This window comes from Bradyrhizobium sp. 153 (assembly GCF_023073835.1).
In the GTDB taxonomy this organism is placed as follows: Bacteria; Pseudomonadota; Alphaproteobacteria; order Rhizobiales; family Xanthobacteraceae; genus Bradyrhizobium.
The window spans coordinates 81,847-108,245 of sequence record NZ_JADPKH010000152.1 but is presented as its reverse complement, the minus strand read 5'-3'; the positions used below and the strand labels follow the sequence as shown (position 1 = coordinate 108,245).

The window sequence follows — 26,399 nt, the reverse complement described above, 5'->3', positions numbered from 1 at the left end:
GATGGCAGACGGATCGATCGGACTCTGGACCGTCCCGCTCGCCGTGCTCGGCGGCGCCATTCGCGTCTCCACGCCGTTCCTGTTCGTGAGCTTAGGGGAATGCATCACCGAGCGCTCCGGCCGCATCAATCTCGGCCTCGAAGGCACGCTGGTGATGGGCGCGATGAGCGCCTATGGCATCTCCTATGTCACGGGCTCACCGTGGCTTGGCGTGCTTGCCGCCGGCATCACCGGCGCGCTTTTGGGCGCGCTGCACGCCGGCATGTGCTCGCTGCCGCGCGTCAACGACGTTGCGGTCGGCATTGCGCTGATGCTGTTCGGCACCGGGCTTGCCTTCTACCTTGGAAAGCCGCTCATCGAGCCCACCGCGCCGCGGCTGCCCGCGATCGATTTCGGCTGGTGGAGCGACGTCCCGCAGGTCCGCGCTGCGCTGCGGGTCAACGTCCTTTTCCTGATCGGCCTCGCGCTTGCGCCGATCCTGTACTGGGCCTTCCGCACCACGCGCTGGGGCTTGCTCATCCGCACCGCCGGCGAGAGTTCGGACGCCGCCCGCGCGATGGGCCACTCCGTGCAGCTGATCCGCCTGCGCGCCACCATGGTCGGCGGCTTCCTCGCCGGCATCGGCGGCTCGTTCCTCTCGCTGTTCTATCCCGGCAGCTGGAACGAGGGTCTCTCCTCGGGCCAGGGCATCACAGCGGTCGCGCTCGTGATCTTCGCACGCTGGGATCCCCTGCTGTGCCTATGGGCCTCGCTCGCCTTCGGCGGCGCCGCGGCGCTGGGACCGGCGCTGCAATCTGTCGGCGTCACCTCCGGCTATCACCTCTTCAATGCCGCGCCCTACATCCTGACGCTGGCGATCATGATCGTCACCTGCTCGCCCAAACGCACACTGACCGGCGCCCCGGCCGAATTGTCGATCACCCGCTAGAGAGCAAGATCATGCCCGATCGCCACATCAAATCCGAACCCTATGCCTGGCCCTACAACGGCGATCTTCGTCCCGAGAACACGGCGCTCATCATCATCGACATGCAGACCGATTTCTGCGGCGTCGGCGGCTATGTCGACAAGATGGGCTACGACCTCTCGCTGACGCGGGCACCGATCGAGCCGATCAGGAAGCTGCTCGCAGTGATGCGCAGCCAAGGCTTCCATATCATCCACACCCGTGAAGGCCACCGCCCCGATCTCTCCGATCTTCCCGCTAACAAGCGCTGGCGCTCGCGCCAGATCGGCGCCGGCATCGGCGATCCCGGCCCCTGCGGCCGCATCCTGGTGCGTGGCGAGCCCGGCTGGGACATTATCCCGGAGTTGGCACCGCTGCCGGGCGAGCCGATCATCGACAAGCCGGGCAAGGGCTCGTTCTGCGCCACCGACTTGGAGCTGATCCTGCGCGTGCGCGGCATCGATAATATCGTGCTGACCGGGATCACGACTGACGTCTGCGTTCACACTACGATGCGCGAGGCCAACGATCGCGGCTTCGAATGCGTGCTGCTGCACGATTGTTGCGGCGCGACCGACAAGAGCAACCATGACCACGCGCTGAAGATGATCAAGATGCAGGGCGGCGTGTTCGGCGCGGTCTCAACCTCCGACGCCGTCATCGGAGCGATTTCGTGATCATCGGCGAAACGCCACCGCCGTCAGGCGCCTTCGGCGTCGACGCCGTCGCCATGACGATGCGCTTCGGCGATTTCCTGGCGCTGGACAATGTCGAGCTGAAAGTGCGGCCGGGCTCCTTCCACGCGCTGCTCGGCGAGAACGGCGCTGGCAAGTCGACCCTGGTCAAATGCATCATGGGCTATTACCACGCGACCGAAGGCGACATCCTCGTCGGCGGGCGCGAGCAGGCGATCGGCAATCCGAAGGACGCCCACGCGCTCGGGCTCGGCATGGTCTATCAGCATTTTACACTGGTGCCCGCGATGACGGTCGCGGAAAACCTCGTGCTGGCCCGCGACGACGTGCCGGCCGTGGTGAACTGGCCGAAGGAGATGAAGGAGCTCGAAGCGTTCTTGAGCCGCATGCCCTTCAAGGTGCCGCTCGGCGCGAAAGTCGCGGACATCTCTGCCGGCGAACGGCAGAAGTGCGAGATCCTCAAGCAGCTCTGCCTCAAGCGTCGCTTCTTGATCCTGGACGAGCCGACCTCGGTGCTAACGCCGGCAGAAGCCGACGAGGTGCTCGGCATGCTCCGCGATATGGTCGTCAGGGGCGAGCTGACCATCCTGATGATCACGCACAAGTTCCGCGAGGTCATGGCCTTCGCCGATGACGTCACGATCCTGCGCCGCGGAAAGCTCGCCGGAGCCGGCAAGGTCGCCGAGCTCACGCCGGACGCGATGGCACGCACCATGATCGGCGCCGAGCAATTGACGGTGCAGCCGCCGCGCACCGGCGCGGCTGGCCAAGCCAGGCTCGAGCTGCAAAAGCTTCGCGCACTCGACGATGCCGGCGCAGTCGCCGTGCATGACGTCTCGCTCACCGTCCGCGCCGGCGAGATCGTCGGCATTGCAGGTGTTTCTGGCAACGGCCAACGCCAACTGGTCGAGGTGCTGGCGGGCCAGCGCGAGGCCGAAAGCGGCGAGATCCGTGTTGCCGGCGATCCCTACCGCGCCAGCCGTGAGGAAATGCGGCGGCACAAGATGTCGCTTCTGCCCGAGGAGCCGCTGAAGAACGCCTGCGTCGGCGGCATGAGCGTCGCCGACAACATCGCCTTCCGCGAATTCGACCGTGCGCCCTTCGCCCGTGGCGGCTGGTGGCTCAATCGCGGCGCCTTTCGCGACGACGCCAGGACGAAGATCGCGCAGTACAAGATCAAGACCCGCACGCCGGACACGCCGATCTCGGCCCTGTCGGGCGGCAACGTGCAACGCGCCGTGCTCGCCCGTGAGCTAGGCGGCGATGTCGAGGTTCTGATCGCGGCCAATCCCTGTTTCGGCCTCGACTTCGCCGCGGTGGCGCAGATCCACGCCGAGATCATGGCCGCGCGCAACCGCGGCGCCGCCGTGCTGCTCGCCAGCGAGGACCTTGATGAGCTGCTCGAACTGTCCGACCGGCTGGTGGTGATGTTCCACGGCGAATTCGTGTATGAAGCACGGACCAGCGAGGCCGATCTCACCGTGATCGGCCGGCACATGGCGGGACACTGACCAGGCAGTAGCGATGAGCGGCGCATCCGAGCGGGACGAGCACTTTCTGCGTCTAGCCTTCGCGGTCGCCCGCCGTTCCCTCACCCATGGCAATCATCCCTTCGGCTGCATCGTCGTCGATGCCGACGGCAACGTGCTGATCGAGGCCGAGAACGGCTACCTACCGGATCATGACGGCACCGCGCATGCCGAGCGCCTGGCGGCGACGCAGGCCTGCCGCACGCTCAGTCGCGAGGTGTTGGCGATGGCGACGCTCTATTCCTCCGCAGAACCCTGCGCGATGTGTTCAGGCGCGATCTACTGGGCCGGCATCGGCCGCGTGGTCTACGGTCTCAGCGAGCACCGCCTGCGCGGCCTTACCGGCAACCATCCGGAGAATCCGACGCTCGACCTGCCCTGCCGCGAGGTCTTTGCCAGCGGTCAGCGCCCGACCGAGGTGGTCGGGCCTTTGCTGGAGGATGAGGCCGAGGCGCTGCACGAGGGCGTGTGGACGAAGTAGCAGCACATCCAAAAGGGAATGACGCCGCGGAGGTTTGACGCGGCGCCATCGTTTTTCACCTGGAGAGCGTCAGATGACTAGAACTTTACGGTGATACCGGAGTAGAGCGAGGACTCGGTGCAGGAGCCGGTGCTCACCGTCCGGCCACCGACGGCCGTGGTACAGCCGACGGCAAGATTGTGATCGAGGCCGAATTTGTTCTGCCAATAGCGGTAGGCCACCCAGACATCCACGAAGTGGGAGTACTTGTCACCCCAGGCTGCCTTCGAGGCATCGAAGGTTAGACGGATCGGTTCCGAGTTAAGCTCAACAGCGGTGTTGTAGACGCCATTCGCTGGGCTGTAGGGCAGCGGCTCGGTGTCGGTGCCCTTCTTGCCGTACCAGCCGGCACGGCCGCTGATCGAGAAGTACTGCATGTTCGGCGGCAGGAAGCCGAGGTCCATGTAGTAATTGACTTCGACAGCCCAGGTTGGCTTGAACGACGTGTTGCCGTCCGCCAGACACGTGATTCCGGGAACGCCCGGGCCGAACAGGCCACACTGGCTGAAGGAATTGTGGTTGGCGAACTCCCAATAGACCAGCGGCGCGACGTTGATGTAGCCCTTGTAGGGCAGGTCGAACGCGAACTGCAGACCGCCGACGACGTCGCGCTTGGCAGCGCCGAAATACCTGTTCTCGGTATTGGCGTCCATGCCGACTTCGAACGAGATGTTGTGCAGCGGCCCCGCGCTGAAAGCCTTGGTGTCGAAGAGCTCGTTCCAGCCGAAGGTCGAACGGAACAGGCCATAGATTTCGGTCGCCCTGGCGCAGGATGCCGGCGTGCCGAAGATCGTGCCGGCATTGGTGCAGGGCCCCGCCGGGTCATTGTGATCCGACTTGTACATCGAGATGGTGAAGAAGTTCGTGCCGTACGCCCAGGCGTCGAAATGGGTGAACGAGTAGACCTGCTTTGTGGTCTTGCTGTTGATCGACCCATCCGGCCGGAACGACCACGCGCCCGGCTGCGAAGCGTTGAAGATGTACGAGAAGGTGACGCGGTTATCGATGACCAGGAAGAATGGAAGGTCCGGCGCCTTCTTGGCCGCCTTCACTGGCAGATCCGCCGCCTGAGCTAGGCCACCGGTGGCCAGCGTAGCAAGTGACAGCGCCGCTGCTGCCATTGCCGTGTAACGAAACGACATCCTGAATACCCCAAGTTTGGACGTTTAAAAATGAACGTCCCTGGGTGCGACACTTGCGCCGATCTCCCGGAGTGCGAAGCCTCAACTTTTCACATGACGTGCCGCTTGTTGCGGCAGCACGCGACGAATCAAGGAGGAGATTGCAGAGTGCCCGGACGCGGTGAGCACGAGAGGCGGGGATCGCTATTGCCGAACATTCCCGATTGTTCTTATTCGGTTTTCTGATCGCGCCCCGATGCGAAGCCGAGTTGAAGCAGCCGTCGCGACCGCTGCGCTCTGAGCGATGGATGGACGGCCCTGCGATTGCTCAACATGGCGTCAAGCCTGCCCACAGCGTTCCGATTTGGCTTGAACCGTCACAAATTTGCAACAGGCACCGCAGCGATCGTCACTCGAAACCATGGATCGGCACACCGGCACTGCCACCCCTGCCGCGGCGTTGAGCGAGGCATGACGCTTTTTCGCATCTTACGCGGCGGGTCAAACTAGCTCAGTATTGAGGCACTTCATCCATGCCGATGCATCAGCGAATGTTCGATCCGACGCCTCAAGGCCTGCACTCCAGCGAGCCCCCGCTGCTTCAAACGGTGGGGCTCACCAAACGCTATGGGGACTTCATCGCCAACGATTCCATCGATATCGAGATCCGGCCGAGGGAAATCCACGCGCTGCTCGGCGAGAACGGCGCCGGCAAGTCGACGCTGGTCAAGGCAATCTACGGATTGATCCAGCCCAGCGCGGGCGAGATCCGCTGGCACGGCGAACCAATCGTTCTCTCCGGTCCCTCCGACGCGCGCAGCCGCGGCATCGGCATGGTGTTCCAGCATTTCTCGCTGTTCGACAATCTCACCGTCGCCGAGAACGTCGCGCTCGGCCTCGATGGCAAGGAACCTTTCAAGGACATGTCGGCGCGGCTGGATCAGGTGTCGAAGACCTACGGACTGCCGCTCGATCCCCGGCGCGAGGTCTGGCAATTGTCCGTCGGCGAGCGCCAACGTATCGAGATCGTCCGCGCGCTGATGCAGGATCCGAAATTCCTGATCCTGGACGAGCCCACCGCGGTGCTGACGCCGCAGGAGGGCGACCAACTCTTCATCGTTCTGGAGCGGCTCAAGGCCGAAGGCCGCGCCATCCTCTACATCAGCCACAAGTTAGACGAAGTGAAGCGGCTGTGCGACACCGCAACGATCCTGCGCGGCGGCAGGAAGATCGAGACCTGCAATCCCCAGCGCGAGACCGCCGCCTCGCTCGCGCGCATGATGGTCGGCGGCGAGATCAAGCAAGTGAGGGCCGCATCCGGTCGCAAGACCACTGTGCGGCGGCTCGTCGTCAACGATCTCTCGCTGGCCCCTGCCGAGGCGCATGGCGTGCGGCTCGAGCACATTTCCTTCGAGTTGAAGGGCGGCGAGATCCTGGGCATCGCCGGCGTCGCCGGCAACGGCCAGGATGAGCTGTTCGCCGCACTCTCCGGCGAGCGCCTGTCGAAGCACTCCGGCACCGTCGTGATCGAGGGTATCGCCGCCGGCCACCTCTCGATCACGCAGCGGCGCAAGCTTGGCGCCGCTTTCGTTCCCGAGGAGCGGCTCGGTCACGGCACTGCACCGCGCATGAAGCTGTCCGAGAATGCGCTGCTCACCGGACATGCCGCCAGCGGCATGGTTCGTCACGGCTTCATCGATACCGCCGCCACCCTCAAGACCGTCGACCGCGCGACCGAAACGTTTGACGTGCGCAAGGCCAAGCGCGATCCGGAAGCAGCATCGCTTTCCGGCGGCAATCTGCAGAAATTCATCGTCGGACGCGAGATCCTGCGCAACCCCGCGGTGCTGGTGGTGAGCCAGCCGACCTGGGGCGTCGACGCCGGCGCCGCCGCGATCATCCGGCAGGCGCTGCTTGATCTCGCAACCGCAGGCGCCGCGGTGCTCGTAACCAGCCAGGACCTCGACGAGCTCGCGGAGATCGCCGACCGCATCGCCGTGATGTTTCACGGCCGGCTGACGGCTCCACTCGCCGCCAGCGAGGCGAGCCGCGAAAAGCTCGGCCTTTTGATGGGCGGCAGCAGCCTGGAGCCGAAGGAAGCCACGCATGCAGTTGGTGCTTGAGAAGCGCGCCGAGCGCTCCAACACGATCGCGCTGATCTCGCCGCTGATCGCGATCGGCCTGACGATCGTGACGATGGTCATCCTGTTCGCGATCCTCGGCAAGAATCCGCTGCTCGCTTTGCATGCCTATTTTATCGCGCCCCTGACCGACGGCTATTCGCTCCAGGAGATCGCCGTGAAGGCGACACCGTTGGTGATGATCGCGATCGGGCTCTCGCTCTGCTATCTCGCCAATGCCTGGAATATCGGCGCCGAGGGACAATTCCTGATCGGCGCCGTCGCCGGAAGCTGGATCGCGGTGAAGACGCAAGGTACTGACGTCGGCCCTTGGGTTTTGCCGGCCATGCTCGTGCTCGCCGCCGCCGCGGGCGCGCTCTATGCGCTGATTCCGGCGATCTGCAAGGTGAAGTTCGGCGCCAGCGAAATCCTGACCAGCCTGATGCTGGTCTATGTCGCCGACCTCTTCCTCGACTATCTCGTGCGCGGGCCCTGGCGCGATCCGCACGGCTTCAACTTCCCGACCACGGCCGAGTTCGATCCGGTAGCGACGGTGCCGCTGCTGATCGAAGGCGGCAGGCTGCATCTCGGCGCCATGATCGCCCTACTCGTCGTCGCAGCCGTTGCGATCCTGCTCGGGCGCACCATCAAGGGCTTTGAGATCCGCGTGGTTGGCGCAGCGCCGCGTGCCGCGCGGTTCGGCGGCTTCAATGCCGACCAGCTCGTCATCCTCACCTTTGCCATCTCCGGTGCGCTCGCGGGCCTCGCCGGCATCATCGAGGTCGCGGGCCCCGTCGGGCATCTTCAGCCCGGCATTTCGCCTGGTTACGGCTTTACTGCGATCATCGTGGCTTTCCTCGGCCGACTGAACCCGCTTGGAATATTAATTGCAGGCCTGTTCCTCGCATTGACCTTTATCGGTGGCGAGCAGGCGCAGATCGCGATGAAGATTCCGTTGGATGTCACCAAGGTTTTCCAGGGCATTCTGCTGTTCTACGTGCTCGCCTGCGATTCCCTCATTCTCTACCGTTTCAAGCTGGTCTTCCCAAACCGACAGGTGGCCCGTGGAGCTGGTTGAGGCCATCATCCTCGCGGTGCTCGCGGCGTCGACGCCGCTGCTGATTGCTGCGACCGGTGAGCTCGTGACCGAGCGCTCCGGCGTGCTCAATCTCGGTGTTGAGGGCATGATGATCGTCGGTGCGGCCTGCGGCTTTGCCGGCGCGTGGCTCACCGGGTCCACCTTCATTGGTGCGCTGTTCGGCATCGTCGCGGGCACGTTGATGTCACTGATCTTCGCGCTGATGACGCTCGGGCTCGCCGTCAACCAAGTTGCAACGGGTCTCGCGCTGACTATCCTCGGCATCGGGCTCTCCGGCCTGATCGGCGCCGGCTTCGTCGGAGAGCGCATCACGCCGGCAGTGCACCTCGCCATTCCCGGCGTCACCGAGATCCCGCTGGTCGGGCGCGTGCTGTTCGGCGAGGACGGTTTTGTCTACTTCTCGGTCGCACTGATCGTCGGCGTCTGGTGGTTCCTGCACCGCACGCGTGCGGGATTGGTCCTGCGCGCCTGTGGCGACAATCATGTCTCCGCGCATGCGCTCGGCTATCGCGTGCTGCGCATCCGCACCTTTGCTGTCATGTTCGGTGGCGCCTGCGCAGGGCTTGCGGGCGCTTATCTGCCGCTGGCCTATACTCCGTTCTTCATTCCCGGCATGACAGCAGGCCGCGGCTGGATCGCACTGGCGCTCGTCGTATTCTCGTCCTGGCGGCCGGGCCGGCTCGTCGTTGGTGCTTATCTCTTCGGCGCCGTGACGATCCTGCAATTGCACGCCCAAGGCTGGGGCGTCGGCATTCCCTCGCAGTTCATGTCCGCGCTGCCCTACCTCGCAACCGTTATCGTCCTCGTCCTGCTCTCCCGCGCGCGCACCGGCGGCTCGACCGCGCCGGCCGCGCTCGGCACCGTGTTCGTGCCTGACCGCTGAGTTTTCATTTCCGCAGCGTGCGCGATGGGGCGCGCGCGTTTCGGATCGTGGCTTTCCCCTGATGTTTGGAGACTGATGATGAGGAAATCACTTCTTGCGCTGGCTGCCGGGCTCTTGGTTGCCGGGAGCGTCGGTGCAGCCTCTGCCGACAAGCTGAAGGTAGGCTTCATTTATCTCGGTCCGATCGGAGACCTCGGCTGGACCTATCAGCATGATCTCGCCCGCCAGGCGCTGGTGAAGGAATTGGGCGACAAGATCGAGACCACCTATCTCGAGAACGTGCCCGAAGGCCCGGACGCCGAGCGCTCCATCGAGCAGCTCGTCCGCGCCGGCAACAAGCTGATCTTCACGACGTCGTTCGGCTACATGGACCCGACGCTGAAGGTCGCCAAGAAATACCCGAATGTGCATTTCGAGCACGCCACCGGCTACAAGCGCAACCCGAACATGTCGACCTATTCGGCCAAATGGTATCAGGGCCGCTACATTCAAGGCCTAATCGCGGCCAAGATGTCGAAGTCCGGCGTGCTGGGCTATATCGGCTCGTTCCCGATTCCGGAGGTCGTCTCCGGCATCAACGCGACGATGCTGGCGGCGCAGACCATCAACCCGAACATCAAGGTCAAGATCATCTGGGCCAACACCTGGTTCGATCCGGGCAAGGAGGCCGACGCCGCCAAGGCGTTGATCGATCAGGGCGCCGACGTCATCATGCAGCACACGGATTCCCCGGCCGCGATGCAGATCGCGAGCGAGCGCGGCAAGCTCGCCTTCGGCCAGGATTCCGAGATGATCAAGTTCGGACCCAAGACTCAGCTGACCTCAATCCTCGACACCTGGGGCCCCTACTACATCGAGCGTGTCAAGGCCGAGCTCGCCGGCACCTGGAAATCCGAGGACACCTGGGGCGGCCTCGACAGCCACATGTTCGCGATGGCGCCCTATACCAACATGCCTGATGACGTGAAGAAAATGGCCGAGGATGCCCAGGCCGCGATCACAGCCGGCAAGCTGCACCCGTTCAAATGCCCGATCGTGGGGCAGGACGGCAAGCCGGTCGAGTGCAAGGGCGGCGATCACCTCGATGACGGCCAGATTCTCGGCATGAATTTCTACGTGAAGGGCATCGACGACAAGCTTCCGGGCAAGTAGCACGCTTCTTGCTTTGACCAGATCACCTGCTCCTCCCGGAGGAGGTTCGGAGGGGGTGGCCAGAAGCACCCGGCACTTGTGGTCGCCCCCTCTTTTATCCCACCCGCATGCTCCGCGCCGCCGAACTGTGGCGGCGGATGAGGTCCGCCACATCGAAGCCCGGGATGGCGCCATCGACCACGGCCCATTGTCCCGCGACCATCACCCGATCGGCCCGGTACGCCCCGCACAGCACCAATGCCGCCAGCGGATCGCCATGGCCGGAGAATCGCAGCTCGTCGAGCTTGAACAGCGCTAGATCGGCGGCCTTGCCGACCGCGATCTCGCCGAGTTCCGGACGGCCCACGCAAGCCGCCGAGCCCCTGGTGGCCCAGCGCAGCGCGTCCTTGTGGCTGACCTTTGTCACGCCGTAGCGGGCCCGTTGCAGCAGGAATGCGGCGCGCACTTCCTGCATCAGGTTCGACCCGTCGTTGGAGGCTGAGCCGTCGACGCCGATGCCGATGCCGACGCCGGCCTCCTCCATCTCGCAGACGGGACAGCAGCCGGACGCCAGCAGTTGGTTGCTGCACGCGCAGTGGCTAATGGTCGTCCTGGCCTTACCGAGCCGCTTGATCTCGTCGGCGTTGAAGAAGATTCCGTGAGCGAGCCAGGTCCGCGCCTGCAGCCAGCCGCATTGTTCTAGATAGTCAAGCGGGCGGCAGCCATACATCTGCTCGCAGAACTTGTTCTCGTCCTCGGTCTCGGCGAGATGGGTGTGCAGGCGCACATCGAGCTTGTCGGCAAGCTCGGCAGTGGCACGCATCAAGGATGTCGTCACGGAGAATGGCGAGCACGGCGCGAGCGCGATCTGCACCATCGCATCCGCGCCGCGCTGGTGATGCTTGGCGACCACGCGCGCGCTGTCGGCGAGGATGGTGTCCTCGTCCTGCACGACGCTGTCGGGCGGCAGGCCGCCGTCGCGTTGCGACAGGTTCATCGAGCCGCGCGTGAGCGAGACGCGCACACCGAGCCGCTTCGCCACCGCCACCTCGATATCGACAGCGTCTTCGAGTCCTGCCGGGAATACGTAATGGTGATCGGTCGTCGTCGTGCAGCCCGACAACAGCAGTTCCGACATCGCGACGGTGACGCCGAGCTCCAGCGCCTCCGGCGTCAGCTTCGCCCACACGGGATAGAGCGCCTGGAGCCAGGGAAACAGCTCGCGATCCATCGCCGCCGGCAGCGCCCGCGTCAGCGTCTGGTAGAAATGGTGATGGGTGTTGATGAGACCGGGCAGCACGACGTGTTCACCGGCATCGAACACCGCGACATCCGCGGTCGCAGGCGTCCCGCCAGCCGGCACCAGTTCGACAATCCGGCCATCCTTCACGACGATCCCGCGCTCCGCCCCGTCGGCGAAGACGGCCAGGGGGTCCCTGATCCAGATCGCACTTGCGTCGGTCATGATTGCCGCTTCTCCTCACATCCGCTGATGGCAGGCCTGCAAGGCAGAGGCCAGCCCGATTGCGTTCCGGCTGCGACTTGTTGTTGCGACTTGGCTCCGGTCTTGCAAGACTTTCTCTTGTCCGATTCACCCGGCGGAAGCGTTGGCGCAACCATGGATTTGAATACCATCACAGCCGTCGTCCATCCGCAAACGCGGGCGCAGCTGCCCGTTTGGACGGCGGGCGACGCGTGGCTCGCAGGCGGCACCTGGCTGTTCTCGGAGCCGCAGGTCCACCTGACGCGGCTGATCGATCTCACCGACCTGAAATGGCCGGCGCTGACGATCACCGAGAGCCATCTCAGCATCGCCGCCACCTGCACCATCGCAGAGCTCGATGGTCTCGCCTGCCCGTCCGACTGGCTCGCGGCGCCGCTGATCGGCCAGTGCTGTCGGGCCTTTCTTGCTTCGTTCAAGATCTGGAAGACGGCAACGGTCGGCGGCAATCTCTGCATGTCGCTGCCTGCGGGACCGATGATCTCGCTCACATCAGCGCTCGAGGGCGTCTGCACCATCTGGAAGGCCGACGGCGGTGAACAGAGGATCTCCGTCGCCGACTTCGTCACCGGCAACCAGCGCAACCGCCTGACGTCAGGCGACCTGGTCCGGCAGATCGATATCCCGATTGCCGCGTTCAGGCGCCGTACCGCCTTTCGCCAGATCTCGCTGGCGCCTGTCGGCCGCTCGGCGGCGCTTCTGATCGGTAGCCTCGATCCGGATGGCACACTGACTTTGACGGTTACCGCATCGACGGTGCGGCCGATCCAGCTCACCTTTCGCAAGAGCCCGGACCCGAGTGCGCTTCGCGATGTGATCGCGCAGCAGATCACGGACGACATGTACCATACCGACATCCATGGCAAGCCGCTCTGGCGCAAGCACATGACGCTGCGGCTCGCAGAGGAGATCCGCGGCGAGCTCCTGGGGGGATCGCCATCATGAGCTTCGAAGTCAACGGCAAGGCGTTTGCGCAGGAGCCGCGCGCCGGCCAGTGCCTGCGCACGTTCCTGCGCGAGCTCGGCCATTTCGGCGTGAAAAAGGGCTGCGATGCCGGTGATTGCGGGGCCTGCACGGTGCTGCTGGATGGCGAGCCGGTACATAGCTGCTTGATCCCGGCGTTCCGCGTCCAGGGGCGCACCGTCACCACGATCGAAGGTCTTGGCGGGGACCACGGCGTCCATCCGATGCAGCAGGCGTTCCTCGATGCGCAAGGCTTTCAATGCGGCTTCTGCACCGCCGGCATGATCCTGACCTGCGCCTCGCTGAACCAGGCGCAGCGCACCGATCTCGGCATAGCGTTGAAGGGCAATATCTGCCGCTGCACCGGTTATCGTTCGATCGAGGATGCGATCCTCGGCAAGACCAATGTCGAGGCGAGCGTCGAGGCCGGCGCCGCATTCGGCCGCAGCCTGCCGGCCCCTGCAGGTCCCGACATCGTGCGCGGCAAGGCGCGCTACACCTTCGACACCGCCATCGACGGACTGCTGCACATCAAGCTGCTGCGTTCGCCTCATGCCCACGCCAGGATCGTTGCGATCGACAAGTCGGGCGCCCTTGGCGTCCCCGGGGTCCACGCCGTGCTAACGCATGAGGATGCGCCGCCTGTCCTGATTTCGACCGCGCGGCATGAGAAGGAGTGGATGGATCCCGAGGACACCCGCATCCTCGACGACGTCGTCCGCTTCGTCGGTCAGAAGGTTGCCGCCGTCGTTGCCGAGAGCGAAGCGGCCGCCGAGGAGGCGTGCCGTCGGCTGAAGGTCGATTACGAGATCCTGCCCGCGCTGATTGATCCGGAGCAGGCGATGGCGCCGGGCGCGCCCGTCGTTCATCCTGCCCGCACCATCGCGAACCGCGTCGCTGACGCCCAGCGCAATCTCGTCGCGGAGACGCATGGCGAATTCGGCGACGTCGCCGCTGCGCTCGCGACCTCCGCCGTCACCTTCGAGGGCACCTTTCACAGTCATCGTGTGCAGCACGCCGCATTGGAGACCCATGGCGGCCTGGCCTGGCTCGACGACGCGGGCGTGCTCAACGTCCGCACCTCGACGCAGGTCCCGTTCCTGACCCGGCGCGCGTTGTCCGATATCTTCAAGCTTCCCATGGACAACGTCCGCGTGTTTTGCGAGCGCGTCGGCGGCGGCTTTGGCGGCAAGCAGGAGATGTTCGTCGAGGACGTCCTGGCGCTCGCTACGCTCAAGACCGGGCGGCCGGTGAAACTCGAGCTGACCCGCGAGGAGCAGTTCATCGCGACCTCGACGCGCCACCCGATGCGGGTCCACATCAAGGCCGGCGCCGATGCCGCAGGCAAGCTCACCGCGCTCCAGCTCGACGTGCTCTCCAACACGGGCGCCTATGGCAATCACGCCGGCCCCGTGATGTTCCACGCGCTGGCGGAATCCATCAGCGTCTATAATTGTCCGAACAAGCGCGTCGACGGCGCCGCCGTCTACACCAACACGGTGCCGGCGGGTGCGTTTCGTGGCTACGGCCTGCCGCAGGCATTGATCGCGGTGGAGGCCGCGATCGACGAGCTGGCGAAGCAGCTCGGCATCAGTCCCTACGAAATGCGCCGGCGCAACATCGTCAGGCCCGGCGACCCCATGCTGTCGCCGCCGCCGTCCGAATATCACGACGTCGTCTATGGCTCCTACGGGCTCGACCAGTGCCTCGACCTCGTCGAGCGCGCGATGCAGGCCGATGGCCCGCAACCGGACCTGTTGCCGGAATGGCTGATCGGCGACGGCATCGCGCTGACCATGATCGACACGGTGCCGCCGGCAGGCCATATCGCCGACGCCATGATCGCGCTCAACGACGACGGCGCTTTCGACCTGACCGTCGGCACTGCTGAGTTCGGCAACGGCACCAGCACCGTGCACCGGCAGATCGCTGCAACGACGCTTGCGACCACCGTCGACAGGATCCGCCTGCGCCAATCCGACACCGCCCATGGCGGGCACGACACCGGCGCCTATGGCAGCGCGGGCATGTTCGTTGCCGGTAAGGCGACGCATGCGGCGGCCATACAGCTTGCGACCGAGCTGAAGGCGGCGGCCGCAGACGCCTGGCTGTGCGATGCCGGGAGCTGCGCGCTTGAAGCTGACGCCGTCGTTAGCGGCGTCCGGCGCATGCCTTTTACGGAGCTGGCGAAGCTCGCGCGCGAACGGGGACAGCCATTGGCAGGCATCGGCAATTCGGACGGCACGCCCCGCTCAGTCGGCTTCAACGTGCAGGGCTTTCGCGTTGCCGTGAACAAGGGCACCGGCGAGCTCAAGATTCTCAGGAGCGTGCACGCGGCCGACGCAGGCGTCGTCGCCAATCCCATGCAATGCCGCGGGCAGCTCGAAGGCGGTGTCGCGCAGGCGCTCGGCGCCGCGCTCTACGAGGAGATGGTGATCGACGCAGACGGCCGGGTCACCAACCCGAAGTTCCGCGACTACCACCTGCCCTCCTTCGCCGACGTGCCCCGAACCGAGGTGTTCTTCGCCGAGACGTCCGACACGATCGGACCGCTGGGCGCGAAATCGATGAGCGAGAGTCCGTACAATCCGGTCGCGGCCGCGCTCGGCAACGCGATTGCCGATGCCACCGGCATCCGCTTCACCGCGCCGCCCTTCAAGCCGGACCGGCTGTTTCCGGCGCTGCTCGAGAAGTTTGGCGGCTAGAGCGGGATGGTTCGCTTCACCTCTCCCGTAGGGAGAGGTCGGAACGCATCGAAGATGCGATCCGGGTGAGGGGTTTGGGTCTCACTGAGTCCCACCGCCCCTCACCCGGATTGCTGCGCAATCCGACCTCTCCCCGTCGGGGAGAGGTGAACCAACGACAGCCCATCGAACTTACATGCTTTAGCTGCCGCGATAGGTCGAATAGCTCCACGGCGTGACCAGGAGCGGCACGTGATAGTGCCCCTCCGGCTCGCTGACCGCAAAGCGCAGCGGAATCTCGTCGAGGAACGGCGGGTCGGACAACGGCACGTTACGCTCGGCGTAATATCTGGCAACGCTGAACCTGAGCTCGTAGCGGCCGATCGGCATGGGGCGACCGCCGATCAGCGGCTGATCCGTGCGGCCGTCCGAGTTGGTCACTGTGCGCGCAATGACACGGTTCTCGCCGAGATTCGCAAGCTCGACCAGCTCGACCGGGATGCCGGGCGCGGGCTTGCCCGTGTGATTGTCGAGCACATGCGTCGACATCCGGCCGTGCACCTTCAGCTTGTCGCCGGCGACGATGAGCTGATCCAGCCGCAGCGCGGAGATGCGGCCGATCTCCTCGATCGCACGCCTTGTCTCGGTCTTGACGATGTTGAGCAGCCTCGTCTCGAAGTCACGCAGGATGGAATCCCTGGTGTGACGGCGGACGCAGACGATATAGGGGAAGCCGAACTTGTCCCGATAGGCATTGTTGACGCGCTCGAACGCCGCGAATTCGGCGTCCGACAGCCGGTCGAGGCCGGCGCTGTTTTGCTCGTCCGTCGATTCCGCCGTGAGACCGGCGGCGCGCTGCGTCTTGTTGGCAAGATCGGGATGCGCACGGATCAATGCCAATTGCACGTCCGGTTCAGCGCTCTGGATCGCCGCCATCAGCGCGGCGTGCAACTGGTTGATGCCCGCGAACGGCCGCTTGCCGGCGAGCTGCTCGGCGATCCATGGCGAATATTCGACGACGTTGGCGAGTGCCGCGACGAAATCGGCTTTGCTTGCGGCGTTGAGGTCGGCCAGCGAGATCTGCGACATCATCCTCTCACTCGATCTCGAATGCGTCGGCCGCAAGGTGCGCGTGCTTGTCGTGCCAGTGCTGCGCGATCTGCAATCGCGTCGGCACCCAGACGCGCTCGTGCCTGCCGATATAATCCAGGAAGCGCATCAGCCCCGCAGCGCGGCCAGGCCGGCCGGCAAGGCGGCAGTGCAGGCCGACCGACATCATCTTCGGCGCGGTCAGCCCTTCCGCATAGAGCACGTCGAAGGCATCCTTCAGATAGGTGAAGAACTGCTCGCCGTCGGCAAACCCTTGCGGGTTGATGAAGCGCATGTCGTTGGCATCTAACGTGTAGGGAATGATGAGTTGCTTGCCGCCTGCGCCCCTGACCCAATACGGCAGATCGTCGGCATAGGAGTCGCAGAGATAGAGGAAGCCGCCCTCCTCCATCAGGAGACGGTTGGTATTGATGGAGGAGCGCCCGGTGTACCAGCCGAGCGGCCGCGATCCGGTCGCCTCGATGTGGAGGCGGATGGCTTCGGCGATCTCGGCGCGCTCCTGCGCCTCGGTCATGTCCTTGTGCTCGATCCACTTCAGGCTGTGGCTGGCGATGTCCCAGCCCGCCTCCTTCATGGCAGCTACGATTTCCGGATTGCGTTTCAGCGCGGTCGCGACTCCGAACACGGTGGCCGGCCAGTTGCGTTCGCCGAACATCCGCCACAGCCGCCAGAAGCCTGCGCGCGAGCCATATTCGAACATCGATTCGATGTTGGCGTGGCGCTGGCCCGGCCAGGGCTGCGCCCCGAGCACGTCGGACAGAAAGGCTTCCGAGGCGCGGTCGCCGTGCAGAATATTGTTCTCGCCGCCTTCCTCGAAATTGACGACGAACTGCACCGCAATCCGCGCGTTGCCGGGCCACTCGGGATGCGGCGGATTGCGGCCGTAACCGCGAAGATCGCGCGGGTAGCTTGCGTCGGTCACTCAGACTTCCTCGAAGCGGATCGGTAGAGCGCCCTTCCACAGCACGCTCTTGCCGAGCGTCGCCAGATTCTCCAGGCCCGAAGTCATCGTGATGAAATGGTTGCCGGCGAGCTGGCCCATCTTGCTCGCGAAATGCACGCCACCATAGGCGAGCAGGATCTCGGTCTCGCTGATGCCGCCGGGATAGAGGATGATCTGGCCGGGCGCGGGATAGCTCGTGTGGTTCTCGTAGCCGACGCCGAAATCGAAATCGCCGAGCGGCATCCACACCCCTTCGCCACTCCAGCGCACATGGATGATGTGACTTTCGAACGGCAGCGCCTTGCGGAAGGCGGCGACAGTCTTGGGTGCCAGCTGCTCCTCGAAGCGGGCATCGAAGGTGAAATCGCCGGCGCGGATAACGAGTTTGCTCATCTCATCTCTCTGGGTCGGGGGCGTAGCCCACCGTGGACTCCTCGGCAAAGAGCATTCCGTCGGGCTTCGCGCAAGGGGCGTAGCCGCATCCCCGGCGGTCGTAGGACCAGCCGAAAATGCCGCTCCGCCGGACCTCCGGCTCCGCGGCAGGCAGCGGCGCCTCCTTCAGTTCCGTGTGCGGCGACGGGGGCGGCGCCGGCAGGGTCTCGCATGTCATGGAGTAGACCAACTTGCCATCCGCCGTACGCCCGATCGGGGCACAGGGGTCCGGATGCGCCGCCGTGGTCTGCGGCTTCATCTTGACTTGCGCAGCCGCCGGCGAGGCGATCAGCAGCAGAACCAGCAGATATCTGGACATCGTTGTCGCTCTGAAAACTCAACGCGACCATTGAACCGGATTGCGGCGGGCAAGTCCACCGGCGCCGCGGGTGCGATTGCGGAATATTTAGCCGAATGCGCAGACACGCCTTCGCATCCTCGCGGCGGATTTCGCCCGAGCTTTGCTTCGTCGCTCCACCCTTAAAGCCGGGAGGGCGGAAGGCCGGGTGCTGACCTAGCACCCACGGTCCGCTGTGCGAAAGGCACACGCAGAAAACTGCACAGCGGCATACAGGTGCGCAAGAAGCCCCGCAACGTCATCCTCTCTGATCAGGAAGTCCGGGAATTCGTCGCGGCCGCATATGCCCTCGATGACAAGCTGGGCATACTAGTTGAAACGCTGGCAGTTACTGGTGCGCGGCCGAGCCAAACGACTTCGTCGGGATGGAATGAAACAGGACTTATGACTTAGCGGATTGCGGTGGTGGGCAGTCTGCTGATTACGCTTCCGCCTTCCGCCGTAATCCGCAACGGTCCATCGCGCATTTCAAAAGTGTATTCAAAGCTGCTTGAGCCGCTGCCTTGCGCATTCCGTGCAGGACTACGAACCATCCAATCCACTATGCCACTTGCTTTACACGAGCCGACCGCCTCGTTGCATTCTACAGTAAGTGAACCTTCACGCATCTTGTACAGGCGCTGAGGCCACCGATTTATCGATTTCATCTTATCCGCGACGACCTCGTTATCCGAGAGATCGCGACCGTAAAAGAGGACATGTGCGCCGTACAGACGCGGAAGAACTGCCGCGACTTTATCGTTAGGGCCGGACCATACAGTAAACAAGAGCCTTACGAATTCACTGACCTTCGCGCGGAGCGAGGAAGGTGAATGTGACGGGTCTGCCTGCGAGGGGGCTAGGGCTGAACTCGTTTTGGATGGTTCAAGGAGTTTCACCTCAATATCGTTCTTCTTGGCATCTTCTGCGCTCAACCAAGTCATCGATGCAGGCGATGCTTGCGTTATGTATATTACTGCGGAGTACGACAGGCCAAGTTTGTTGACGTAAGCTCCCAAGATGGCATTTCCCACGCCGGTCTCATTGCCCGATGAGCTATCATAGGCTGCATGAAACCCAACTTGAGCACTCGCCGCCATAAATCGTGGGGTCCCGCCAAGCCAAGCAAGAGCGCAAGCCGATGCACAACGGCTATTTGCAGGCACTAGCGTCGCGAAGCCCCTTGAGCGGATTGTTTCACCGATACTGATCCCGGCTAAAAGGCTTCCACCATCGCTTCGTAGCGCTACAATGGCTTTTGGTACATTCGCCGTCCTTTCCGCGAACAGACTAGCATCACCCTTCTCGAAGTCTCCTGACACGTCTATGAAGGTGAATTCGCCTAGCGGGTGGATGGCTAGTTCGGCGGCATGGCACGGAAGCCAACTTCCAACCACAATCGCGACAGCCGTCGAAATAAGACGAGCGCCTGCGAGCTTGGCAATTGACCTTCCAAGCTCAACCCAGTCCAGCGACGTCAGGTTACTGCGCATTCTGAACTACGACCGACAACACAAGCTCACGCGGGCCAAGGCTCAGCAAATCCGGAAACGCGCCCCGGTATGCCGATTGGTCCGCCAACAAGGTTCGCCGCGATGTTTGTATGAATGTTTATGATAGCTCCGTCGCCCCCACGCAGCGGCATCCGAAGCGGAAATCACTGAAATGGCAGGGGTTGAAAGCGCGATCAAAAGCGCGAGCACCATTGAAGTTAGTTTCAAAGTCGAGTTCCTTTTTCTTTTTTAGCGAGCAGCTTTGCGCCAACCCGCTGTTTCGGCCTCCGCTTCAGTGCAGAACCAGCGTTCACCGAGGCCCTTGTCCATGGCGATCTTTGAGTAGTTCAACTGACCGGGCGAGTGAAAGATGTGTTCTCCCTTACGGTTTACGTTTCCCTTAATGACGCAATTTGGATCGGGAGCGGCAGCAGCCGAAACTGCGCCCAGCAATATTGATTGAGCATTCACCGGGACCGATGCGGCGCCTAAGACCTCGGTTTTTTTGTTTCGATGCCGCCAGTCCCAAGGCGCGATGAACGCTCCTTGCCATAAGCCTAAGCGCGCCTCGCGAGCCGTCATCTCATTGGAGTCATAGGAATGTGAGTACTTCGTAAATGAGAGAGCCCAGCCTTGGCGCACCATCCAGCCAGCAACGTCCTCGCCTTCAATGAAGCACGTTGCAAGAGAGCGGCCGTAGCGGTCTTGGCCGTTCAGATCGCAGTCCCATTCTCGTCCTGCTGAGTAAGCAACGAGTAGATCACGAGCCACAATTCCACAGGCCCACGTCTTACCATGTGCGTCGAGACACAATTGATCTGTCTCGGGCGCGTCAATGCCTTGCAACCGCATTTTGCTCTGCTCAATCTGAACGGTATCGCCATCGACAATCAATGGCGCACCTGAGAGAGTTTTCGTGGCGAGCGCCTCTGGGCAGGACAGGATCGTCGTTGCGAGTCCTAATCCAAGCAGGAATGCGTGCATCTTGTGCATAGGCAACCGTACGCCTTCAGGCTCCAGCCGGTCCTTGCGCGATATCGATCACGTGCCGATCAGTGCCAACAGTAATGACGATGGTGTAAGTCTTCGGTCCTCCGCCCTCAGTGGCAACTGGGGGCGCGAGATGCAATTGCCCGCCGTACCACTCACCGGGCATGAGCGTGTTGTCCTTGATGACCGACTGCTCAAGGACGGCCATATTGCGTTGCCCGGCTTCGACTGTGGAAGCGATCATCGCCTCATTCTGCGCGCTCGCATTGCCCTGCGCGATTGCCGCTGCGGTCGGGCTGTAGAAAGTACCTGTCCTGCCGCTGGGGGTCGTGTAGTGGCCGTATCCGGCCTGCGAAGCGCTGTAGGCGTTCCCAGCGGCGGCTAACCCTGTGAAGATTGCCGCTGCGACCTGTCGGTTCTTTTCCTCTTGGAGCAGCATCTCGTAGGTTACGACCTGCATTCCGTAGTCGGACCCGCCCGCATGCTGAGTGGCTTCCACTTGGGATACCCGGAAATCTACGGGGCCCTTGCCCAAGTTGTTTATTGCAACAACGAAGACCGGCCGACCATTTGCGTGCACCTGTCGCGAGGCCGGACCGACTAGGACGAGAGAACTCTTCTGGCGCGACACAAGGGCCGCCTTCCCATCCCGCACGAGCGCCTGTTGCTGTGGATTTGATGGCCGAAACTGAACCGTCTCGGCGTTGGTGACGCAGCCACCTAGTACAGCGCACAGCGCCACAATGCCCGATTTACGCATGACTTGCCCCCAGACCCGAGCGCGATACAAACATCAACCACTGCGCGAAATCAATAGTTCGAAGGTGCTATTAAGACGCTCAGTCGCAAGCTGCATTCGGGCAATCCCGGGGTTTGCCAAAGTCGCATTGCCATATCGATGCAACTCAGGAAGAGATCGGATGTCAACTTCAGGGGAAGACTATGTTGAAAAATGTTGCGCTGCTTTCGTTTGTTCTCCTTTGCTCAATTTCCATTGCTCATGCCCGAGGTGGACACGGAGGCGGCGGGCGCGTCTCCTATGGTGGTGGCTATCATACATCGAGCCATGGGGGACACTATTCAGGGGGTCTCGGGTCGTCTCATAGAGGCGGCAGCTATCGTAACGTGAACACTGGCAACCGCTACGGCACGCACCAGTAAGAACACATTGGTGCTCAAAGAAAGACGGAACAAGCGCGGGGCGACCCGCGCGTGTCGTTAGTCGGAGACTTGTTCATGCAGACTTGGATCTTTCAAGACAATCCAGACGAGTACGATATTGAAGCCTATCTAGCATCACGACCTGCGCAAGTCATTTGGCTGGTCACCCGCTACGCAGCCGAGATTGCTGTTGGGGACCGCGTCTTCTTATGGCGCAACCAAGGTTCGCAGAATGCCATACCGGGCATTATCGCTGAGGCGATTGTCACATCCTCTCTAGAACTGCGAGAGGAAGACCCTGAAGGCGTGCAGTTCTGGCGAGAACAAGGTCCCCGCGCAAACGCCCCTCAGGTGCGCGCAGCCATGCGGCTGGTGAAAGTTGCCACTAAGAGGGAAGTCTTAAGGCGCGATTGGTGCCTGGAAGATCCTGTGCTTCGAGACCTTCCGAACCTGAAGATGCAGGCCGGTACGAATTATCGTATTACACCGGAGCAGGCTGCTCGATTAGACGCATTGTGGACCAGAACCGGGCGCGATTGGACTCGTAATGAGTCGCTTGCTGGCCTCTGGGCATATGCGCGAACATTTAGTCAGCCCGTATCGCGCCTTGCGGGCTCCCCAGTGGCTACGGTCGCCTTGACAATCGGTCGGGCAGTCAGCGGTGTTTATGCGAAGGTGATGAACTTTCGGTCGCTTGATCCCCGTGGAGCGGGCGAAGGAATGTCCGGTGCCGGCGAAGCCGACAGGACGGTATGGGACGAGTTCTATGATGCCGCCACGAAGTCAATCCGAACGGCCGAGTTGGAGAGCGAATTCGTCCGGGTATGGGGCACTATTCAAAACGAGGGGCACCGGCCGGCAGACGCAAGTGCGAGGGCGAGCATCACTGCGGACGAGGCGGACAGACTTGAGGAGCTGACGCTTGATCAGCTTCTCGCGAAGTATGAAGCCCAGAACTTGGTTGAACCGCGACGGCCCGCCACTCGCGTTCTCAGCTCCCGCACGTATGAACGCAATCCACTCGTTATTGCCATCGCCAGATTGCGTGCGTCTCACCGTTGCGAGATCGCGAATTGCTCGCATCCGACTTTCGAGACAGCTGAGCGAGTAAATTACACCGAGGTTCACCACGTCGTTCCATTGGCGGATGGTGGCCCAGACACTATCGACAACGTGGCTGTAACGAACCATCGCTGAAGCTACGAGGCAAGCGGCGAGTTACTCTATCCAACACCGGATCCGTGTCGTACTTGTCGCACGCCGCTAGCGTCCTATTGATCTTGGCGTCTTCCTTGGCGGAAAGGACTTGGTAGACGGCAAAACCGAGGAGACCAGCCGTAAGGCCACAATAAACGACGTTTGCCATCGCACCTATTGCCGTCCACGCCGTACCGTCCAATCCCCAAAAGGTAAGCTGACTGCCGGATGGCGATTGCGAATATATTATAGGCAGCGCCACGAAAATCCACAGCGCCAGCCCCACTAGACCGGCAATTGCGATTTTCTCATCCGAAAGTTTCATCCTGAGTCTTCGCTTCCGTCGTCAAAGTTGATGCCATCGCTCGCACCTATCTTGCCACTCCGCGAACGAATGCTCCAAACAATTGCATCATTTGTTGCTGGTTCACCTGATTGATGCGGTCCTGATTGGCTTTCTGTAGTTCGGTCTCGTACCCTCGTTGCGCTCCCGCATGCCCGAGTTCACCGGCGCGATGTAGCAACGCCAATTTTGTCTGCGCCGGATCGGGTGTTGGGAGCATTCCTTTATCGATCAAATCGACAAGGCTCACCATTGAGTCGGCATCGTCCAGTGCGCTGCCTCGTTTGAACAAGGAGATAGCCGTTGCGGCATCCTTGCGCTCCCACAGGTACATCCCACCAAGATTGTCGAAGGCCGCCGGGTAACTTGCTTGAACTAACCGGGAGAATATCTCGAAGGCTTGCCTCTTGTCTTTAAACTGAGCGGCGCGACCGAGCTGGTATTGATAGCGAAGCTCCGAAGGGAACGTCGCAACCGCCCGCGCGCAAGCGCCGTAAGCCTGATCGGCTTGGTGCTTCAAGAGATCGAACGAAACACCTTCTGCCGTCCTTCTGCGGTCGGTTGGGTTTGCTGCAAGCCGGTCGCATTCATTTCCGCTCTGCTGCTGTTCTCGCACGGCTTCGGCCGCAGCCTCGCGCGCTTGGCGCTCACGTTCAGCGGCTTCTCGCGCCTGTTGAGCCTCGCGTTCCGCGCGCTCGCGCGCCTCTTTTTCTCGCTGTTCCTGCTCCAGCTTTTTCCGCGTCGCAATGGCTTCCTGCTGTTGACGCCATTCGGAGATGATGTCCCGCGTAATGACCTTGAACTCATCACCGGATCGGGGGTGAAAGCCCGGACCATCATAAAACTCGTAGTCTCCATTCTCCCCGCGCCAGTACCAAACCTTTGCTGCTCCTGTCGTCGGATCGAAGAAGCCGAATTTCTCAGGATCATTGACGCGCACAGGGACGCGCCGAACGACTTTTGCGGACTGAGTCTTCCATGCTTCAACGACCTGACGTGTGATCGGGCTCAGTTCTTCTCCGGTTTTAGGATGAAAGCCCATCAGATCGAACAATTCGATCTGGTCGCTGCCGGTCTTGGAGTACCAAACGACCGGCTCACCAGTAGTTGGATCAAAGAACGTTGGATCGTTCGATGTGATCTGCTTTGGCCGATGGCCGTTTCTGTATTCCGTGATCTTTTCGGCAATCTGCGGTGTGAGAGGGCGACATTCGCGCCCGGTCTCTGGATCGATCCCAACGCGGTTCAGTGTTTTGATGCTGGTGCGAGTCATCACGTAGCATTTCTCGGCTACCCCGTTCTTCCGAAAGTTCGCATCGATACGTCCAAGCAGCAGCGAGTGTCCGATCACAAGCACGAGGAAACCCGTGTACCCCACCCTCCGCTTTTTCTTAGAGAGCGAGAAGCTGTAGCCCGCAAGGACCACGATAGCCGCAAAGCTAGCCCAGAGAATTGCCCGAGTCGTTCCGGCGTTTAAATCATACGCATCGGCAAGTTCCTCGGCATAGCTGCGCGCGACGAGGTAGTAGACCAGCTCATTGCAGACCCAAAAAACCAGACCGCCGACGAGAATACAGACGAGCGCAATGACGGCGATTTGTGCCGCTATATTGAGCCGCCCCAGCGTTTGCGTGACGACACCGCGCGCTTTTTCGATTGCTTTCACTTGACAGCCCCCGCACCGTATTTCTACGGGTGCAAATTCATGTTCAACCCAAGATTACGATAGGAGCCAAGCCACTGGATTGTCAAAATCCCGCTGATTTGTCTTCCTAAGATGAAAGGCTAATCTCTCGGAAAACGACGGGCCGAGACGAGAGAGCTTCGTTAATCTAACGGTCGAAGGGCTGCCATCCGGTTTAGTCCGGTCTCGCCCTCAGCCGCGTCCACGGAACGTCGCCTGCTCGAATTCTCATCCATGTTCGCGCACATCGGGATTACGCGGGCGCTGACCGAGCCAACGCAACGTTGGTCGTCCAGGCGCAAATGTGTGAGGACCGAAAAATTTATCAGGCGACGGGGCCCAAACGGATTGGGACACAAATGAGGACACGACGGCTAGACCTCATTGATTTATATGATTTTTTGTGACCGTCATCTCCCTGCGCAGTGGTTTGACGGCTTATGCCGCGCTCTCCTGGGAGCCGAATTCCTTCTGGCCTCCCTCGCCCTCGTGGAAGTCAGGGACACCGCGCCGGTTGACGCCAATGCCGCATCCGCAAGAGCTTGACCGTAGCAACGACGGCCAGGACCACACGGTTTTGCCGTACGCGCGGCTCGCCTGCGCCGCAGGGTTCGACGGCGTTGTGCACTTTGCCATCGACATGCTGGCGCGACGAACCTGACAGCGCCGTCCGTCTGCGCGAAGCTTAAGGGCTCACGGAGAGCAATCCGCCCTGCCCTTGGCCTCTCGCGCCCGACGCTGCCGCGTCCACCGCAAGCCCGGCTCCGCGATCATCACGACACATGATCGCCCCTCTCGGATGAGCCGGGATGGCCGATACATACGTCATTTCCGAATTTCGGTAAAGCGGAATATTTTCGCGCGAGGGGATTGACAGGCAGGCGACACATGAGACGGCCGGGAGAGCCGAAACTGGAAACAACAAAGGGGCGGTGCAAAGCACCGCCCCTTCTTCGCGCGTTCCAGAAGCTTGCCGCAGATTTGACCGATGACGTGCCGATCGCACCCGCGGCCTATGGCGAAAACGATCGCTTAATATGGCTGGGAATAGTAGCGCGGACCGTAATAAGGACCGCCGCCGTAATAGCCCGGGCCGCCGTAGTAAGGACCCGGGCCATAATAATAGCGGTTCTCATAGTATTCGCGGCGCTGGCTCTCGGCGATTGCTCCTCCGATCAGGCCTGCCGCCGCGCCCATGAAGGCGAGGCCCGCTGCGTTCGGGCCGCGCCGGTAATAGCGATGACGGCGAGCGGCGCTGAAATCGGTGGCGCCCGATACGGCCTGGCCAGCGACGTCTGCCCTGGCGGGCGGTGCCCCGGCCGAAGCGGCCACGGATGGCGAGGCGGAGACTGCGATCAGGGCGAGACTTGCGAACGCGGCGACGAGCGTACTGCGGCCGGCTGCGGGAATCATGGGTCTAATGCTCATTTTGACCTTCCTCTGTTCTCGCCCAAAGAGCCATAAGCAACGACACGTAACGCGCAAACCACTGAGATGGTTTCCTGATCGCGGCGATC

Annotated in this window: 22 protein-coding genes and 1 pseudogene; 12 read left to right on the top strand and 11 right to left on the bottom strand. The window is 62.4% G+C overall.

Annotation, left to right across the window (positions count from 1 at the left end; translation table 11 throughout):
* Position 1: 1 nt before the first annotated feature.
* From IVA91_RS34285 to IVA91_RS34270, 4 genes are read left to right on the top strand one after another with little or no spacing between them, the layout of a single operon-like run.
* A complete protein-coding gene (locus tag IVA91_RS34285; RefSeq protein ID WP_247460546.1) occupies positions 2-928 on the top strand; it encodes an ABC transporter permease in 927 nt (308 codons plus the stop codon).
* Positions 929-939: 11 nt separating this feature from the next.
* Complete coding sequence (locus tag IVA91_RS34280; RefSeq protein WP_247460544.1) at positions 940-1,623, top strand: isochorismatase family cysteine hydrolase; 684 nt, start codon at positions 940-942, stop codon at positions 1,621-1,623.
* Complete coding sequence (locus IVA91_RS34275; protein WP_247460543.1) at positions 1,620-3,152, top strand: ABC transporter ATP-binding protein; 1,533 nt, start codon at positions 1,620-1,622, stop codon at positions 3,150-3,152. The genes IVA91_RS34280 and IVA91_RS34275 overlap by 4 nt, the downstream gene beginning before the upstream one ends.
* Before the next feature lie 13 nt (positions 3,153-3,165).
* A complete protein-coding gene (locus IVA91_RS34270; protein ID WP_247460541.1) occupies positions 3,166-3,651 on the top strand; it encodes a nucleoside deaminase in 486 nt (161 codons plus the stop codon).
* Positions 3,652-3,728: 77 nt separating this feature from the next.
* Here IVA91_RS34270 and IVA91_RS34265 read toward each other — a convergent pair whose 3' ends face one another.
* Complete coding sequence (locus IVA91_RS34265) at positions 3,729-4,832, bottom strand: hypothetical protein (RefSeq protein ID WP_247460538.1); 1,104 nt, start codon at positions 4,830-4,832, stop codon at positions 3,729-3,731.
* A 512-nt stretch (positions 4,833-5,344) separates the two neighbouring features.
* Between IVA91_RS34265 and IVA91_RS34260 the strand changes: the two genes are divergently transcribed.
* The 4 genes from IVA91_RS34260 (at position 5,345) to IVA91_RS34245 (ending at position 10,065) form a co-directional block, all read left to right on the top strand.
* Positions 5,345-6,934 carry an ABC transporter ATP-binding protein gene (locus IVA91_RS34260; protein ID WP_247460536.1) on the top strand — a complete coding sequence of 530 codons (1,590 nt, stop codon included), beginning with the start codon at positions 5,345-5,347 and terminating at the stop codon, positions 6,932-6,934.
* Entirely contained in the window at positions 6,918-8,009 is a 1,092-nt protein-coding gene (locus tag IVA91_RS34255; RefSeq protein WP_247460534.1) for an ABC transporter permease, read from the top strand. The genes IVA91_RS34260 and IVA91_RS34255 overlap by 17 nt, the downstream gene beginning before the upstream one ends.
* A complete protein-coding gene (locus IVA91_RS34250; protein WP_247460532.1) occupies positions 7,996-8,913 on the top strand; it encodes an ABC transporter permease in 918 nt (305 codons plus the stop codon). Before IVA91_RS34255 ends, IVA91_RS34250 begins: the two co-directional genes overlap by 14 nt.
* A gap of 78 nt (positions 8,914-8,991) precedes the next feature.
* On the top strand, positions 8,992-10,065 hold the full coding sequence (locus IVA91_RS34245) for a BMP family ABC transporter substrate-binding protein (RefSeq protein ID WP_247460682.1): 1,074 nt from the start codon (positions 8,992-8,994) through the stop codon (positions 10,063-10,065).
* A gap of 94 nt (positions 10,066-10,159) precedes the next feature.
* Here IVA91_RS34245 and IVA91_RS34240 read toward each other — a convergent pair whose 3' ends face one another.
* Positions 10,160-11,509 (bottom strand): 8-oxoguanine deaminase, encoded by a 1,350-nt coding sequence (locus IVA91_RS34240; RefSeq protein ID WP_247460530.1) that lies wholly within the window; start codon positions 11,507-11,509, stop codon positions 10,160-10,162.
* Between the two features lie 153 nt (positions 11,510-11,662).
* Between IVA91_RS34240 and IVA91_RS34235 the strand changes: the two genes are divergently transcribed.
* Positions 11,663-12,490 (top strand): FAD binding domain-containing protein, encoded by an 828-nt coding sequence (locus IVA91_RS34235; protein WP_247460529.1) that lies wholly within the window; start codon positions 11,663-11,665, stop codon positions 12,488-12,490.
* Positions 12,487-15,213 (top strand): molybdopterin cofactor-binding domain-containing protein, encoded by a 2,727-nt coding sequence (locus tag IVA91_RS34230; RefSeq protein WP_247460527.1) that lies wholly within the window; start codon positions 12,487-12,489, stop codon positions 15,211-15,213. The genes IVA91_RS34235 and IVA91_RS34230 overlap by 4 nt, the downstream gene beginning before the upstream one ends.
* Positions 15,214-15,393: 180 nt before the next feature.
* Here IVA91_RS34230 and uraD read toward each other — a convergent pair whose 3' ends face one another.
* The 7 genes and pseudogenes from uraD to IVA91_RS34195 form a co-directional block, all read right to left on the bottom strand.
* Positions 15,394-16,281, bottom strand: coding sequence for a 2-oxo-4-hydroxy-4-carboxy-5-ureidoimidazoline decarboxylase (gene uraD, locus IVA91_RS34225; RefSeq protein WP_247460680.1), 888 nt, complete (start codon positions 16,279-16,281; stop codon positions 15,394-15,396).
* 7 nt (positions 16,282-16,288) lie between these two features.
* The gene (puuE, locus tag IVA91_RS34220; protein ID WP_247460525.1) at positions 16,289-17,224 is read right to left on the bottom strand and encodes an allantoinase PuuE; all 936 of its coding nucleotides are present in this window, start codon (positions 17,222-17,224) and stop codon (positions 16,289-16,291) included.
* Positions 17,225-17,638, bottom strand: a complete 414-nt coding sequence (locus IVA91_RS34215; RefSeq protein ID WP_247301922.1) for a DUF3830 family protein — start codon at positions 17,636-17,638, stop codon at positions 17,225-17,227.
* 91 nt (positions 17,639-17,729) lie between these two features.
* Positions 17,730-17,996: pseudogene (locus tag IVA91_RS34210) on the bottom strand (hypothetical protein); the annotation flags it as partial.
* Positions 17,997-18,424: 428 nt separating this feature from the next.
* Complete coding sequence (locus tag IVA91_RS34205) at positions 18,425-19,507, bottom strand: hypothetical protein (RefSeq protein WP_247460523.1); 1,083 nt, start codon at positions 19,505-19,507, stop codon at positions 18,425-18,427.
* 249 nt (positions 19,508-19,756) lie between these two features.
* Positions 19,757-20,500: a thermonuclease family protein gene (locus IVA91_RS34200; RefSeq protein ID WP_247460521.1), complete on the bottom strand. Its 744-nt coding sequence runs from the start codon at positions 20,498-20,500 to the stop codon at positions 19,757-19,759.
* A 16-nt stretch (positions 20,501-20,516) separates the two neighbouring features.
* The gene (locus IVA91_RS34195; RefSeq protein ID WP_247460519.1) at positions 20,517-21,257 is read right to left on the bottom strand and encodes a hypothetical protein; all 741 of its coding nucleotides are present in this window, start codon (positions 21,255-21,257) and stop codon (positions 20,517-20,519) included.
* A 476-nt stretch (positions 21,258-21,733) separates the two neighbouring features.
* On the opposite strand from IVA91_RS34195, the gene IVA91_RS34190 reads away from it, so the two are divergent.
* Entirely contained in the window at positions 21,734-22,855 is a 1,122-nt protein-coding gene (locus IVA91_RS34190) for an EVE domain-containing protein (protein ID WP_247460517.1), read from the top strand.
* 371 nt (positions 22,856-23,226) lie between these two features.
* Here the strand turns inward: IVA91_RS34190 and IVA91_RS34185 are convergent, their stop codons facing one another.
* Complete coding sequence (locus IVA91_RS34185) at positions 23,227-24,864, bottom strand: hypothetical protein (RefSeq protein ID WP_247460515.1); 1,638 nt, start codon at positions 24,862-24,864, stop codon at positions 23,227-23,229.
* Positions 24,865-25,285: 421 nt separating this feature from the next.
* On the opposite strand from IVA91_RS34185, the gene IVA91_RS34180 reads away from it, so the two are divergent.
* The gene (locus IVA91_RS34180; protein WP_247460513.1) at positions 25,286-25,543 is read left to right on the top strand and encodes a hypothetical protein; all 258 of its coding nucleotides are present in this window, start codon (positions 25,286-25,288) and stop codon (positions 25,541-25,543) included.
* 371 nt (positions 25,544-25,914) lie between these two features.
* Here IVA91_RS34180 and IVA91_RS34175 read toward each other — a convergent pair whose 3' ends face one another.
* Positions 25,915-26,310 carry a hypothetical protein gene (locus tag IVA91_RS34175; protein ID WP_247460512.1) on the bottom strand — a complete coding sequence of 132 codons (396 nt, stop codon included), beginning with the start codon at positions 26,308-26,310 and terminating at the stop codon, positions 25,915-25,917.
* Positions 26,311-26,399 lie beyond the last annotated feature (89 nt).

What these genes read in the sequence shown, in the direction of transcription:
- IVA91_RS34285 (WP_247460546.1), top strand. Translation starts at nt 2, where the DNA reads ATGGCAGACGGATCGATCGGACTCTGGACCGTCCCGCTCGCCGTGCTC.
- IVA91_RS34280 (WP_247460544.1), top strand. Translation starts at nt 940, where the DNA reads ATGCCCGATCGCCACATCAAATCCGAACCCTATGCCTGGCCCTACAAC.
- IVA91_RS34270 (WP_247460541.1), top strand. Translation starts at nt 3,166, where the DNA reads ATGAGCGGCGCATCCGAGCGGGACGAGCACTTTCTGCGTCTAGCCTTC.
- IVA91_RS34265 (WP_247460538.1), bottom strand. Translation starts at nt 4,832, where the DNA reads ATGTCGTTTCGTTACACGGCAATGGCAGCAGCGGCGCTGTCACTTGCT.
- IVA91_RS34260 (WP_247460536.1), top strand. Translation starts at nt 5,345, where the DNA reads ATGCCGATGCATCAGCGAATGTTCGATCCGACGCCTCAAGGCCTGCAC.
- IVA91_RS34255 (WP_247460534.1), top strand. Translation starts at nt 6,918, where the DNA reads ATGCAGTTGGTGCTTGAGAAGCGCGCCGAGCGCTCCAACACGATCGCG.
- IVA91_RS34245 (WP_247460682.1), top strand. Translation starts at nt 8,992, where the DNA reads ATGAGGAAATCACTTCTTGCGCTGGCTGCCGGGCTCTTGGTTGCCGGG.
- IVA91_RS34240 (WP_247460530.1), bottom strand. Translation starts at nt 11,509, where the DNA reads ATGACCGACGCAAGTGCGATCTGGATCAGGGACCCCCTGGCCGTCTTC.
- IVA91_RS34235 (WP_247460529.1), top strand. Translation starts at nt 11,663, where the DNA reads ATGGATTTGAATACCATCACAGCCGTCGTCCATCCGCAAACGCGGGCG.
- IVA91_RS34230 (WP_247460527.1), top strand. Translation starts at nt 12,487, where the DNA reads ATGAGCTTCGAAGTCAACGGCAAGGCGTTTGCGCAGGAGCCGCGCGCC.
- uraD (WP_247460680.1), bottom strand. Translation starts at nt 16,281, where the DNA reads ATGTCGCAGATCTCGCTGGCCGACCTCAACGCCGCAAGCAAAGCCGAT.
- IVA91_RS34215 (WP_247301922.1), bottom strand. Translation starts at nt 17,638, where the DNA reads ATGAGCAAACTCGTTATCCGCGCCGGCGATTTCACCTTCGATGCCCGC.
- IVA91_RS34205 (WP_247460523.1), bottom strand. Translation starts at nt 19,507, where the DNA reads ATGCGCAGTAACCTGACGTCGCTGGACTGGGTTGAGCTTGGAAGGTCA.
- IVA91_RS34200 (WP_247460521.1), bottom strand. Translation starts at nt 20,500, where the DNA reads ATGCACAAGATGCACGCATTCCTGCTTGGATTAGGACTCGCAACGACG.
- IVA91_RS34195 (WP_247460519.1), bottom strand. Translation starts at nt 21,257, where the DNA reads ATGCGTAAATCGGGCATTGTGGCGCTGTGCGCTGTACTAGGTGGCTGC.
- IVA91_RS34190 (WP_247460517.1), top strand. Translation starts at nt 21,734, where the DNA reads ATGCAGACTTGGATCTTTCAAGACAATCCAGACGAGTACGATATTGAA.
- IVA91_RS34175 (WP_247460512.1), bottom strand. Translation starts at nt 26,310, where the DNA reads ATGAGCATTAGACCCATGATTCCCGCAGCCGGCCGCAGTACGCTCGTC.